Annotated in this window: 10 protein-coding genes; 9 read left to right on the forward strand and 1 reads right to left on the reverse strand. The window is 56.2% G+C overall.

Translation table 11 applies throughout. The annotated features are described in order from the left end of the window. The first annotated feature begins 117 nt into the window (after positions 1-117). From AC0B60_RS00740 to pdxJ, 8 genes are all read left to right on the forward strand, one after another. A complete protein-coding gene (locus AC0B60_RS00740) occupies positions 118-2,844 on the forward strand; it encodes a bifunctional diguanylate cyclase/phosphodiesterase (RefSeq protein ID WP_465083251.1) in 2,727 nt (908 codons plus the stop codon). Between the two features lie 104 nt (positions 2,845-2,948). Then, entirely contained in the window at positions 2,949-4,751 is a 1,803-nt protein-coding gene (lepA, locus tag AC0B60_RS00745) for a translation elongation factor 4 (protein ID WP_465083253.1), read from the forward strand. Between the two features lie 11 nt (positions 4,752-4,762). Then, positions 4,763-5,548 (forward strand): signal peptidase I, encoded by a 786-nt coding sequence (gene lepB, locus AC0B60_RS00750; protein WP_465083255.1) that lies wholly within the window; start codon positions 4,763-4,765, stop codon positions 5,546-5,548. Positions 5,549-5,577: 29 nt separating this feature from the next. After that, complete coding sequence (locus tag AC0B60_RS00755; protein WP_465083257.1) at positions 5,578-5,967, forward strand: DUF4845 domain-containing protein; 390 nt, start codon at positions 5,578-5,580, stop codon at positions 5,965-5,967. Continuing rightward, positions 5,964-6,653 (forward strand): ribonuclease III, encoded by a 690-nt coding sequence (gene rnc, locus AC0B60_RS00760; RefSeq protein ID WP_465083259.1) that lies wholly within the window; start codon positions 5,964-5,966, stop codon positions 6,651-6,653. Before AC0B60_RS00755 ends, rnc begins: the two co-directional genes overlap by 4 nt. Then, on the forward strand, positions 6,653-7,570 hold the full coding sequence (era, locus tag AC0B60_RS00765) for a GTPase Era (RefSeq protein WP_465083261.1): 918 nt from the start codon (positions 6,653-6,655) through the stop codon (positions 7,568-7,570). The genes rnc and era overlap by 1 nt, the downstream gene beginning before the upstream one ends. Before the next feature lie 7 nt (positions 7,571-7,577). Further along, the gene (gene recO, locus AC0B60_RS00770) at positions 7,578-8,306 is read left to right on the forward strand and encodes a DNA repair protein RecO (RefSeq protein WP_465083263.1); all 729 of its coding nucleotides are present in this window, start codon (positions 7,578-7,580) and stop codon (positions 8,304-8,306) included. 4 nt (positions 8,307-8,310) lie between these two features. Continuing rightward, on the forward strand, positions 8,311-9,045 hold the full coding sequence (gene pdxJ / locus AC0B60_RS00775; protein WP_465083912.1) for a pyridoxine 5'-phosphate synthase: 735 nt from the start codon (positions 8,311-8,313) through the stop codon (positions 9,043-9,045). A 15-nt stretch (positions 9,046-9,060) separates the two neighbouring features. Here pdxJ and AC0B60_RS00780 read toward each other — a convergent pair whose 3' ends face one another. Beyond that, positions 9,061-11,949: a response regulator gene (locus AC0B60_RS00780; RefSeq protein ID WP_465083914.1), complete on the reverse strand. Its 2,889-nt coding sequence runs from the start codon at positions 11,947-11,949 to the stop codon at positions 9,061-9,063. Positions 11,950-12,196: 247 nt separating this feature from the next. Between AC0B60_RS00780 and cysM the strand changes: the two genes are divergently transcribed. Then, positions 12,197-13,090 (forward strand): cysteine synthase CysM, encoded by an 894-nt coding sequence (gene cysM, locus AC0B60_RS00785; RefSeq protein WP_465083916.1) that lies wholly within the window; start codon positions 12,197-12,199, stop codon positions 13,088-13,090. Positions 13,091-13,146: the final 56 nt, after the last annotated feature.

Here is a 13,146-nt window from a genome sequence, read left to right on the forward strand (position 1 = left end):
CAAAATGGTACAAAACTGAGAGCCCTGCTGGGGGTCGTTTAAACGACAGCCAGTGGGGCTTTTGTTATACTTGCCAAAATAATCAGATTACTGGCCACGGATCGGACCTGCACGAAAATGATGAACAGAAAGGAACTTCCCCTCCGGAAACTGCTCCAGCTCCGCTATTCGTGGGCCGCTTGGCTGGTGCTGATTGCCTCTCTCGCTGTCACGGCTCTGTTGTGGCAAGTTTCTATTCGCCTGGTCGAAGATCGCACCGAAGCTCGCTTCAAAACACAGTCTCTACAGCTACGAACCGCCATTGAAGAGCGCCTGCTGAACTATGAGCAGGTATTGGCGGGCAGTGCGGGCCTGTTTGCCGTTGCCGGTGAAGTGGATAGGGACGACTGGCGGGAATATGTCAACAACGTGGATATCAACCGGTATTACCCGGGGATCCAGGGCATCGGCTACGTGAAGAGGATTGGTGTCCGACAGATGGCGGATCATATCGCGTCGGTCCGGAAGGACGGTGTCCTCAATTACCTCGTGACGCCTCTTGGTACAGGGCCGGATTACTACCCCATGGTGTATCTGGAGCCCGGAACCGAGAGGAATCGCAAGGCACTTGGTTACGACGCCTTCAGTGATCCGGTGCACCGGCACGCCATGGCGCGGGCACGGGACAGTGCCAAACCCAAAGTGACGGGTAAAGTCGTGTTGGTTCAGGAGGAAGTGGCGGAGGATCAGGCCAGTTTCCTGATGTATTACCCGGTTTATCAAGGTAGGGAAGTACCTGAAAGTCGTGTTGAGCGGCAGATGATGCTCGCCGGCTATGTGTTCAGTGCCTTTCGGATGAACACTCTGCTCGATGGCATCGTCGGCCTGATTTCGCCATTCCTGGATGTGAAGATATACGACAACGGGGAGGTTTCTCGGGATACCCAGATGTATGGGTCAAACCTGGGCTCCCTGGATGAGGATTTCAGTTTTGAAATGAGCCAGACCATCACCCACGGTGGGCGTGACTGGCTGTTGCAGACTCGTTCCACCCCAGCGTTTGACTACCTTGCTTCTGATCCGCGGCCGCCCATCGTTCTTGGTTCCGGCATTGTTATCAGTTTGCTGATGTTCCTGTTCGTATTAACCATGATTCGCGGCCGAATCATGGCGCAGATCGGTGCCGGCCGCTACCGGGCTATTACCGAAGGTGCCGCCAACGTGACTCTTGTGCTGGATAGTGATGGCACGCCGCGTTACGCCAGTCCGTCCAGCTATGACATTTTGGGCTTCGACCCCGATAAGGTTTATGGCCTGGAGTTGGCGTCCCTTGTGCATGCCGATGACTGGCTGCAGTTAAAGTCAGGGTTTGATGAAGCGGTCAAATCGCCTGGGAAGCAAATGCCGGTGATCCGTGGCCGTATACGCGATTCGCAAGGCCAATGGCGGGATATGGAAGGTACGTTCACCGCCATGCTGACCGTGCCTGGCGTAAATGGGGTGGTGTTGAGCCTTCGTGACCTGACTCAGTTGAAAGCCGCACAGACGGAACTGCACCGCTTGGCGTTCTACGATCCGTTGACCGGGCTTGCCAATCGCCAGCTGTTCCGTGACCGACTGAACCACGTGGTGCGCAGAAGTCGTCGCAGTGAAGAGCCGGCCGCCTTGATGTTCCTGGATCTTGACGGTTTCAAGCGTATCAACGATACCCTCGGCCACGATAGTGGCGACGAGTTGTTGAAGCAGGTATCCCAGTGGTTGACCGGTTGCGTGCGGGAGGAGGATTCAGTAGCCCGTTTGGGTGGCGACGAGTTCGTGGTGCTATTGTCACGGATTAATGGTCCCGATGCCGCTGGCAAGGTGGCCGAAGCCATTCTGCGGAGGCTGTGCCAGCGGATTCGTCTCAACGATCACGAAGTAGGGGTTACTGTCAGTATCGGTATTACCATGATTCCTCATGACAGCGAGGACCCCGGTACGCTGATGAAGTACGCCGACCTGGCTATGTACCGGGCCAAGGAGATGGGGCGTAACACCTACCAATTCTTTACCCCGGCCATGAACATCAAGGCCGCCAGACGTCTGCTTCAGCAGGAAGAACTGGCAACGGCGCTGGAAGGCGATCGGTTTGTGCTGCATTACCAGCCCAAGGTGGATCTTGAGAGCGAGCGGGTGATCGGCGTAGAGGCCTTCCTGCGCTGGCATCACCCCGAGAAGGGGCTGGTCAGCGCCCAGCAGTTCATTACTCTGGCCGAGGAAACGGGCCTGATTATACGCTTGGGCGAATTGGCGCTGAGGCAGGCGTGTATTCAGGTTCAGGCCCTTGAACGGGCCGGTTTTGAGTCACTGAAAATGGCGGTCAACCTGTCCGTGCGCCAACTGATGGATTCCGGATTTCTGGATATGATGCGCAAGGTGATTACCGAAACGGGCGTGTCACCAGAACGGCTTGAGCTTGAAATGCCGGCGGAGCTCCTGAATGAAGACCCGCGCATGCTGAGAGAGCTCCTCATGTCCCTGCACGACATGGGGGTCTGCCTTATCCTGGATGATTTTGGCACCGGTTCCTGTTCACTGGTGGCGCTCCAGCAGCTGCCGCTGGACGTTATCAAGATTGATCATCGTTTCATTCGCGACATCCCCTACAACGTCAGTGCAACCGATGTCGCCTCGGCGGTGGTTGCCCTGGCCAGAAAATTGCACTTGACCGTTGTTGCCGAGGGCGTGGAAACACCGCAGCAGTTGAGCTTCCTCAAAAGCGTTGGTTGCGCCCAGTGCCAGGGCAACCTGTTCAGTTACCCGCTGGACGAAGATGCGCTTATCGGCTTCCTTATTAGGCAATATGAGCGGCCGCTGATCTCCTGATCATGGCAATAGCGGCCGGTAACCGGTAAAATCACGCCGTCGCCGGACTCCGGCAACGGCCCTTCCGGGCTCAATCCTTCGTCTTTTGCGAGTATTCATTGTCTGTGACTGAACTGAGCCGAATCCGAAATTTTTCGATTATCGCCCACATTGACCATGGTAAATCCACTCTGGCGGACCGCTTTATCCAGATCTGTGGTGGCCTGACAGAACGTGAGATGGCTGAGCAGGTCCTTGATTCCATGGACCTTGAGCGTGAGCGTGGTATTACCATCAAGGCCCAGAGTGTGACACTGAACTACAAGGCTCGGGACGGCATCGAATACAAGCTTAACTTCATCGATACACCCGGCCACGTCGACTTTTCCTATGAAGTGTCTCGCTCTCTCTACGCCTGTGAAGGTGCTTTGCTGGTAGTGGATGCCGGCCAAGGTGTTGAGGCCCAGTCCGTCGCCAACTGTTACACCGCCATTGAACAGGGTTTGGAAGTGGTTCCGGTGCTTAACAAGATGGACCTGCCGCAGGCAGAGCCGGACCGCGTAGCCCAGGAAATCGAGGACATCATCGGCATCGAAGCTACGGACGCTGTTCGATGCAGCGCCAAGAGTGGCCTGGGTGTCGAGGATGTCCTTGAGGATCTGATCAAGAAAATTCCTCCTCCCAAAGGTGACCGCAGTGCGCCGTTACAGGCGTTGATTATTGACTCCTGGTTCGACAACTACCTGGGGGTCGTGTCGCTGGTCAGGGTGACCGAAGGCACCCTCAAGAAAGGTGACAAGATCGTCATGAAGTCGACGGGCAAGGCCTGGAATGCTGACAAGGTCGGTATCTTCAATCCCAAACCCAAAGACACGGATATTCTGGAATCCGGGGACGTTGGCTTTGTGGTGGCCGGCATAAAGGACATTCATGGTGCTCCGGTGGGTGACACCATCGTTCAGCAGAAAGGCTCGGAAGACATTCCGATGTTGCCCGGCTTCAAGAGAGTTAAACCCCAAGTCTACGCTGGCCTGTTTCCAGTCAGTTCAGATGACTATAACGATTTCCGGGATGCCCTTGAAAAGCTGACTCTGAACGACGCCTCACTGTTTTTCGAGCCAGAGAGTTCGGACGCCCTCGGGTTCGGTTTCCGTTGTGGTTTCCTGGGGATGCTCCACATGGAGATCATCCAGGAGCGGCTGGAGCGCGAATACGACATCGACCTGATTACGACCGCCCCGACGGTTATCTATGAAGTCGTTACCAAGCAGGGTGAGACCCTGTCGGTGGACAACCCATCCAGTCTTCCGGATATTGGGTCTATCGAAGAAATGCGTGAGCCAATCGTGGAGGCGAGCATTCTGGTGCCCCAGGAACACCTCGGCAACGTGATTGCCCTGTGTGAGGAGAAGCGTGGCATTCAGAAAAACATGCACTTTATGTCCACCCAGGTTCAGGTGACTTACGAGTTGCCGATGGCCGAGGTGGTGCTGGACTTTTTCGACCGGATCAAGTCCGCCAGTCGCGGGTTCGCATCACTGGACTATCAGTTTGTGCGGTTCCAGGCGGCCAATCTGGTGCGCCTGGATGTGCTGATCAATGGCGAGCGAGTGGACGCCCTGGCGTTGATTGTCCATAAGGATCAGTCCCACTATCGGGGGCGCGCCCTGATTGACAAGATGAAAGAGCTGATCCCACGCCAGATGTTCGACATCGCCATCCAGGCGGCGATCGGGAATCAGGTGGTAGCGCGGGTGACCGTCAAGGCGCTTCGCAAGAACGTCACCGCCAAGTGTTACGGTGGCGACGTCAGCCGGAAGAAGAAACTGCTGCAGAAGCAGAAAGAAGGCAAGAAGCGCATGAAGCAACTGGGCAATGTTGAGGTGCCTCAGGAAGCATTCCTTGCCGTATTGAAAGTGGATAACTAAAAGGCACCTGAATGGATATTGATTTTCCCCTGGTTCTGGTTGTTTTGACGTTTGCAACGGGGCTGATCTGGTTGTTGGACGTTGTATTTCTGCGCAAACGCAGGCTCGCGGTCGCAGAAGGCGCCAGCGGGGAGGTTGAGGCTGAGGAAGAGCCGAAGGAACCCTACCTCGTCGATCTTAGCCGTTCATTCTTCCCGGTGCTGGCGGTAGTGCTGGTCCTGCGCTCGTTTCTGGTGGAGCCTTTCCAGATCCCGTCCGGCTCCATGTTGCCTACCCTGGAGGTCGGAGACTTCATCCTCGTTAACAAATACGCCTACGGGCTTCGCTTGCCGGTAGCTGGTACCAAGGTCCTCTCGGTGGATGACCCCCAGCGTGGTGACATCATGGTGTTCCGCTATCCGGAAGATGGCAGCACCAATTACATCAAACGGGTGGTTGGGCTGCCGGGCGACCGTATTCGATATGAAAATCGGGAGCTGTTTATCAACGGCGATAAAGTGGAGGCACGCTTTGTCGCCCGTCTGCCACCGGTGGAGCTGAGGCGTGAAGACTTGGGCGAAGTTGAGCACGACATCTTCCTGACCCTGGGGCGCACGGGGCGCTCTGGAGAAGGCGAGTGGGTGGTGCCGGAAGGCGAGTATTTCGTGATGGGTGATAATCGGGACAACAGTAATGACAGTCGTTATTGGGGCTTTGTTCCGGACGAAATGGTCGTTGGCAAGGCGTTCGCGATCTGGATGCACTGGCAATCGCTCACCAGTCTGCCATCCTTTGACCGTGTGGGCGGTTTGGAATAAGTGCGTTGTTATTCAGGGGTGTATCTAACATGAAGAAGAACAGTCTTTCCTCCATGCACAGGCAGTCGGGTGCATCGGCGCTCGTTATCATGATTATGGTGCTCTTTTTCGGTGGCTTGCTGACGCTGGCCATCAAGTTGGGGCCTGCGTATCTTGATGACATTACCATTCAGGAAGCGCTTGAGAGTCTGGAAGGGACAGAGGATCTTTCCACGATGGGCCCCGCGCAGGTGAGAAGTCTGATTAACAAGCGCCTGAGCGTGAATAATGTTCGCGGTTTTGATGAAAAGAATATCACCGTCCAGAAAGACGGCGATCTGGTTATCATCAATGTGGATTACGAAGTCCGCAATAACCTGTTCCGTAATGTGGATACCATTATCCACTTTCAACATGAGTATGAGATGAAGGGCAAGTGAGTTCGCAACCGGATCTCGAGCAGTTACAGCGACGCATTGGCTATCAGTTCAAGACGCCTGAGCGGCTGTTGCTGGCGCTGACCCATAGAAGTTTTGGCAACCAGAACAACGAGCGCCTTGAATTCCTGGGCGATTCCATCGTTAACATGGTTATTGCTGAATATCTGTACCTGCATTTTGAAAAAGCCCGGGAAGGCCAGTTAAGTCGTCTTCGGGCCCGTATGGTCAAGGGTGTCACCCTGGCTGAAATTGGTCGTGAATTCGAGTTGGGCAAGTATCTCAGGCTGGGTTCCGGTGAAATGAAGAGTGGTGGTTTCCGTCGTGAATCCATCCTTGCCGACGCTGTTGAATCCATCATCGGTGCCATATACCTGGACAGTGATTTTCACACCTGTCGGGAACAGATTTTGCGCTGGTTTGAGGTGCGCCTTCAGAAGCTGGATCTGCAGGATACCCAGAAAGATCCCAAAACCCGGCTTCAGGAGTACTTGCAGTCACGGCAGTTTCCGCTGCCACGCTATGACGTCATTTCCGTGGACGGTGAAGCCCACGCCCAGACGTTCCATGTTTCCTGTGCCCTGCCATCGCTGGACCGAAAAACGACCGGCACTGGCAATAGCCGTCGAATTGCCGAGCAGCAGGCCGCCCGCAATGCCCTTAAGCAACTGGGTGTGGAGAATGACTGATGAATGATGTGACCCGCCCGGAAAATCCGGACAGCCGTTGTGGTTTTGTGGCGATAGTCGGCCGGCCCAATGTGGGCAAGTCCACATTGCTGAACCACATTCTTGGCCAGAAACTCAGTATCACGTCCCGTAAGCCCCAGACTACACGCCATCAGGTATTGGGTATCAAGACCGAAGGCCCGGTTCAGGCAATCTACGTGGATACACCGGGCATGCACGAGGAAGAGCCCCGTGCCATTAACCGGTATATGAACAAGGCGGCGACATCGGCCCTCAAGGATGTCGATGTCGCTGTGTTTGTTGTCGACCAGATGGCGTGGACGACGGCGGATGAAATGGTTCTGGAAAAACTCAGTAGTCTGAAGTGTCCTGTGATCCTGGCGGTGAACAAGGTCGATCGTATTGAGAATCGCGAGGCGCTATTGCCCCATCTGGATATGCTGTCCCGAAAGCGCGAGTTTGCCGAAATCATTCCTTTGTCGGCACTGAAGGAGATGAATCTGGATCCTCTGGAGGCTGCGGTCAGTCGGTTCCTGCCGGAAAGTGTGCACTTTTACCCGGATGACCAGATCACGGATCGCAGCGAACGCTTTATGGCCTCCGAAATGGTGCGGGAGAAGATTACCCGGCAATTGGGGGCAGAGCTGCCGTACTCCGTGGCGGTCGAAATCGAAGAGTTTCGCAAGGATGGTAAAACCCTTCACATTTCTGCGCTGATACTGGTAGAACGTGAAGGCCAGAAAAAGATCATTATTGGCGACAAGGGCGAACGCCTGCGCCGCATCGGTCAGGAAGCCAGAACGGATATGGAGCGCCTGTTCGATAGTAAAGTCATGCTGAGGCTCTGGGTCAAGGTCAAGCGGGGTTGGGCGGACAGTGACCGGGCATTGAAAAGCCTGGGTATGAACGACTTCTGAGGCGTCTATGACGGGGCCAATGCAACAGGAGCCCGCGTATGTCCTTCACCGCCGGCCCTGGCGCGAAACCAGTCTGATGGTGGATGTGTTTTCCCTCAACGCGGGTCGGGTAACGGTGGTCGCCCGTGGTGGCAACAGTGCAAAGAGCCCGCTCAAAGCACAGTTGCAGCCTTTCCAGCCTCTGCTGCTGGACTGGACTGGGCGCAGCGACCTGAAGACGCTGACCCAGGCGGACGTTCGCTGCGGCCCCTCCCTGAAACGCACTCTCTCCCTATACAGTGGCCTTTACGTCAACGAGCTATTGCAGCGACTGCTGCCGATGGCCGATCCTCATCCCCAGCTGTTCGCTTCGTACATTGACGTGATTGCCGAGTTGTCGGAAGCCAATGATGTTGAGCCGGTCCTGCGTCGTTTTGAACAATCCTTTGCCGCCGAACTGGGCTATGATTTCGCCTGGGACGAGACCACGGATACCGGGCAGCCAGTCGAGGCCGCGGGACTTTATTGCTATGATCCGGAGCAGGGGATTCTGGCTGCCCCCTCTCCAGGTGCCAGGCTCCAGAACCTGCCAGGCGGCACACTGTTGGCGTTGGCCTCCGGCGATCTTGAGGCTGCTGAATGCCGGCGCGTTGCCAAGCGGGTAACGAGAGTGCTTGTAGATTATCTGTTGCAGGGCAAGGTGCTCCATAGCCGAAGTCTGTTCAGTCATCATCGAGGAGATCGCAATGACCTCTAGCGCAATGAAGCCCAGAGTTTTGCTGGGTGTGAATATTGACCATGTTGCTACCTTGCGTCAGGCCAGGGGGACCCGGTATCCGGATCCGGTACAGGCGGCGATTCTGGCGGAAGAGGCGGGCGCCGATGGTATCACCATCCATCCTCGCGAAGATCGCAGGCATATCCAGGATCGTGACGTGCTTTTGCTGAAGGAAATCCTCACTACCAAGATGAACCTGGAAATGGCGGTCACTGATGCCATGCTGGCATTTGCCGAGCAGGTGCGGCCGGAATGTGTATGCCTGGTGCCGGAGAAGCGCGAAGAATTGACGACTGAGGGCGGCCTGGATGTGGACGGCCAGGAGGCGCGGGTGGCCAAAGCCTGTGACCGGTTGGCAAAGGTTGGTGCCGAGGTCTCATTGTTTATCGACCCGGATGTGACGCAGATTGATGCGGCAGTCCGTTGCGGTGCGCCGGTGGTGGAACTGCACACGGGGGAATACGCGGAAGCGACAGATCCTCAAATTGTCGAGACAGCTTTTAACACCTTGCTCGCGGCGGTGACCTACGCCCGCAAGAAAGGGTTGGTGGTCAACGCCGGCCACGGGCTGCACTACCACAACACTGAGCGCGTTGCCGCCATCGCGGGTATCAACGAACTGAACATTGGCCATGCCATTATTGCCAGGGCGGTGTTTACCGGGCTTAAAGAGGCGGTAAAGGATATGAAAGCAATCCTCGAAAGCGCCCGAGCCTAAGGCGCTGATCGTCCTTCAGTCCACGGTTGCCTGCTGAGGGTTCTGCTGCCGGAACAACTGCTGCCAGTCAGTCTGTTCGCTCCAGGTCTGCAAGCGCTCCATGGCCACTAGCAATTGATCTTTCTGGTATTCCATGTCTGGCGCTGCGCATTTCAAGGCGGTTTCCAATTGGTTTGCAGCAGCGCGTAATTCCGGCACACCACAGTAACGCGTTGCACCATGCAGTTTGTGGACGCACTCCAGAAGCTCATCCATGTCGCCTTTGCTCCAGAGTGCAGGCACTTGGTCGATATCGGTATGGATCTGTTCGACCAGCATGCTGAACAGTTCCTCAGCCAGATCTGCTTTTCCGGCGGCCAGCTGTATGCTTTCGGCCACGCTGACACAGTCAGGCTGTTTCTTCCTGGTCGATGGGCGAACCGAGCGGCGTGTATCGCGTACTTCGGGTACCGGCAGGTGTCCACCATCCGGGTCGGGGCGGCAGGTATAGCCAGTGTAGTCGTGAATAATGTCGATCAGCTGGCTGTTGCTGATGGGTTTGGCCAGGTAGCCATCGAATCCCTGCTGGATCAGGCGGTCCTGCTCCTCAGCAAGGGCATGGGCTGTGAGCGCAATGATCGGAGTACGATGGCTGGTGCCATCCAGGCTTCGCAATCTCTCCGTGGTTTCCACCCCATCCATTCCGGGCATCTGCAGATCCATGAATACCAGGTCGAACGAGTGTTGGCGGGCCTTGCTCAGAGCTTCAAAGCCGCTGGTTGCGCCCTCCGCCACAACGCCGCAGTCGTTGAGCAGGGTCATTACCAGCTTCAGGTTGGCATCGTTATCGTCCACCGCCAGCACCCTGGGCACGCGTGTTGATTGGGCCGGCAGCTCACGGCTAATGGCAGGGGAATGGTCCGGTAACGGGCGTTGCCGGTTGCTGATACCGTGCACCAGCAACAACAATTCGTCATACAGGGAATCGCGGCAGACTGGCTTGGTCAGGTGACCACTGGCCAGCCCCGACAGTGGTGTATCGTGGGTTTCAAGGGTGGGGGTCAACAGCAGTGTACGGCAATCCCGCTCCAGCTCCAGGGATCTCACCAACGAACAATACTGGCTTGAATTCAGCAAGTGACGGGTGATGCCAACAACCGCAACGGCGTAGCCGGACTGCTCTTTTTGGGCTTCCTCGATCTGTTCCTGCATGGCACCTGGTGATGATACCCGGTCTACCGTCATGCCCCATTCCCGGAGCATGTGTTCCACCGCCAGGCCGGTGGTTTTCTGTTGATCCAGATAGATGGCCCTTTCACCATGAAGCGCGTCTTTGGGCGCGATGGCTTCGCCGGTGGAAGACAGTTCCGAGGTCAGAGTAAACCAGAATGTGGATCCTTTGCCCAGCTCACTCTCAAGCCCGATTTTACCGCCCATTTCCTCAACCAGGCGCTTGGAGATCGCAAGCCCCAACCCGGTCCCCCCGTACTGGCGAGCAGTGGAAGCGTCGGCTTGGCTGAAGGCGTTGAACAGGGATTGCTGCTGAGCGCGTGAGAGCCCAACACCGGAATCGGTAATGCTGAGCCTCAGGGTGATCCGGTTGCTTTCTTTATCTTCTTCTTCAAGGCTGGCACGCAGAACCACTTCACCGGTCTGGGTGAACTTGATGGCATTGTTGACCAGGTTGGTGATCACCTGCTTTACCCGCAGTGGATCACCCATGATGTTGTCAGGTACATCGTTGTAGACCAGTGGCACCAGGTCCAGGTTCTTGCTATGGGCTGCCGGGGCCAGCATGACCATGACTTCTTCTACGATGTCCCGGAGCTGGAAGGGAATACGGTCGAGGATGAGTTTGCCGGCCTCGATCTTGGAGAAATCCAGAATGTCGTTGATGATGGTTAGCAGGATTTCAGACGATTTGCGGATAGTGCTCAGGTGATCCCGCTGCTGCCGCGGTAGCGGGCTTTTCAGCAGTAACTCGGTAAAGCCGATGATGCCATTCAGAGGAGTACGGATCTCGTGGGACATGTTGGCCAGAAATTCCGACTTGATGCGGCTGGCTTCCAGGGCTTCCTTGCGGGCGAAATCCAGTTCGATGTTCTGGATTTCGATGGTTTCCAGGGTTTCCCTCAGGTCTTCCGTGGCCTGGTCAATGTTCTGCTGCATCTCTGCCTGGGCTTTGCTCAGTTCTCCCGCCATGGCGTTCAGGCCGGATTCCAGTTGCTCAAATTCCGGGCCGGCGCGGGTATAGACGCGGGTGTCCAACTTGCCTTCCTTGAGTTTGGCCACCGCCTCATTGAGTTCAAAGACCGGATCGGTAAATGAGCGGCTCATGCGCAGCGCGATCATCAGGCTGAGCAGTACGCCGCCTAACACGAGCAACAGGGAAATCAGCAGTGCTTTATAAGTCTCCTTCTCGGTGCGTATGTGGGACATCTCCACGGTTACCCAGCCGATCGGTTTCTTACCCGCGCCCACGTTCTGGCGGGAATCCGGGTCCAGCATGCTTTCGATCATCAGGTCCTGAAGATAGACGGGTGTCACGAAAACGGTACTGTCGGAGCGGGTAACCCGTGCCGCTTCTTCGCCCGTCAACGCGTCCTTGCTAATATCATCGGAGCTACCTGGGCCTGTATGCAGCAGTCGGTTATGCTCGCTGTCGAAGAAGGTAATAGAGCGCACATCCTGCTCTTCAAGGAGGGCGTTGGATAAGCTGCTGAGCAGGCTTCGGTTGGCGGTGAACAGGCCGTATTCCGAGCCGGCCGACAACTGCCGTGAAAGTGACTCGCCACGGTCCTGCAGGAGGCTCTCAATGTTGTTGACCCAGCTGTAGGTGAAGAAAAGCCCCAGCATCAAAGTGGTCAGAAGGGTGGGGACGAGTGTCACCACCAGTACTTTTTTGCGTATGCCCCAGCGCCGCATAGTGAGTTCCCGATTGACGTCGCCGGCCTGATGTCCGGCATTCTTCCCTGTCAGAATAGTTGATTCCACGCAGTCTGGCCGTAATGGCGTCCCCGGATATAGCCCACAGTCATGGATATAGCGAGAAGCTGTATTGGGAGACTGCGGCTATTCCGCGTATCATGCGAATCCGGAGTGTATCACAGGCTTGTATCGTCGGCGTTACCGGCTGGCGGCGGGTTCCGGAAGAATTGAGGAAGATTACAACATGCATTTCCCGACCATCGAAGATTATGTAGGGCATACGCCTCTTGTGCGTCTGCAGCGGCTTCCGGGCGAAACCAGCAATGTCATTCTGGCCAAGCTTGAGGGTAACAACCCCGCCGGCTCGGTGAAAGACCGTCCTGCCATCAGCATGATCCAGGAAGCGGAACGCCGGGGGGAGATCAAACCGGGCGACACCCTGATCGAGGCCACCAGTGGAAATACCGGAATTGCTCTGGCGATGGCGGCAGCCATCAAGGGCTACCGTATGGTGCTGATCATGCCAGCAAATATGAGCGAGGAGCGTCGGGCATCGATGCGCGCCTATGGGGCGGAAATTGTCACCGTCACCAAAGAAGAAGGCATGGAAACCGCTCGCGACCTGGCCCAACAGATGGAAGCGGAAGGCAAGGGCAAAGTACTGGATCAGTTCGCCAACCAGGACAACCCTCTGGCTCATTACCGCACCACCGGCCCGGAAATCTGGGAGCAGACGGCAGGGCGGGTCACGCATTTTGTCAGCTCCATGGGTACTACCGGGACCATCATGGGCGTGTCCAGGTACTTCAAGGAACGGAATCCCGATATCCAGATTGTTGGCCTGCAGCCCCAGGAAGGGGCGTCCATCCCAGGCATCCGGCGCTGGCCGGAGCCGTACCTGCCGAAAATTTTTGATGCCACCCGTGTGGATACGGTCATGGACATCGGCCAGCAGGAAGCTGAGGACACCATGCGTGCCTTGGCCAGTGAGGAAGGCATTTTCTGTGGTGTTTCGTCAGGTGGCTCCATCGCTGCAGCCCTCAAACTGTCGGCACAGGTTGAAAACGCGGTAATCGTGGCCATTATTTGTGACCGGGGTGACCGCTACCTGTCCACCGGCGTTTTCCCTGTTGCCTGAACCCGATAAAAGGTGCCTGAAACCGGCAAATCCTGAATCCAGTTAAGAGACTTTCT

It is taken from the genome of Marinobacter sp. V34 (genome assembly GCF_055524115.1).

Coding starts and splice junctions, on each gene's coding strand:
- AC0B60_RS00740 (WP_465083251.1), top strand. CDS start 118: ATGATGAACAGAAAGGAACTTCCCCTCCGGAAACTGCTCCAGCTCCGC.
- lepB (WP_465083255.1), top strand. CDS start 4,763: ATGGATATTGATTTTCCCCTGGTTCTGGTTGTTTTGACGTTTGCAACG.
- AC0B60_RS00755 (WP_465083257.1), top strand. CDS start 5,578: ATGAAGAAGAACAGTCTTTCCTCCATGCACAGGCAGTCGGGTGCATCG.
- era (WP_465083261.1), top strand. CDS start 6,653: ATGAATGATGTGACCCGCCCGGAAAATCCGGACAGCCGTTGTGGTTTT.
- recO (WP_465083263.1), top strand. CDS start 7,578: ATGACGGGGCCAATGCAACAGGAGCCCGCGTATGTCCTTCACCGCCGG.
- pdxJ (WP_465083912.1), top strand. CDS start 8,311: ATGAAGCCCAGAGTTTTGCTGGGTGTGAATATTGACCATGTTGCTACC.
- AC0B60_RS00780 (WP_465083914.1), bottom strand. CDS start 11,949: ATGCGGCGCTGGGGCATACGCAAAAAAGTACTGGTGGTGACACTCGTC.
- cysM (WP_465083916.1), top strand. CDS start 12,197: ATGCATTTCCCGACCATCGAAGATTATGTAGGGCATACGCCTCTTGTG.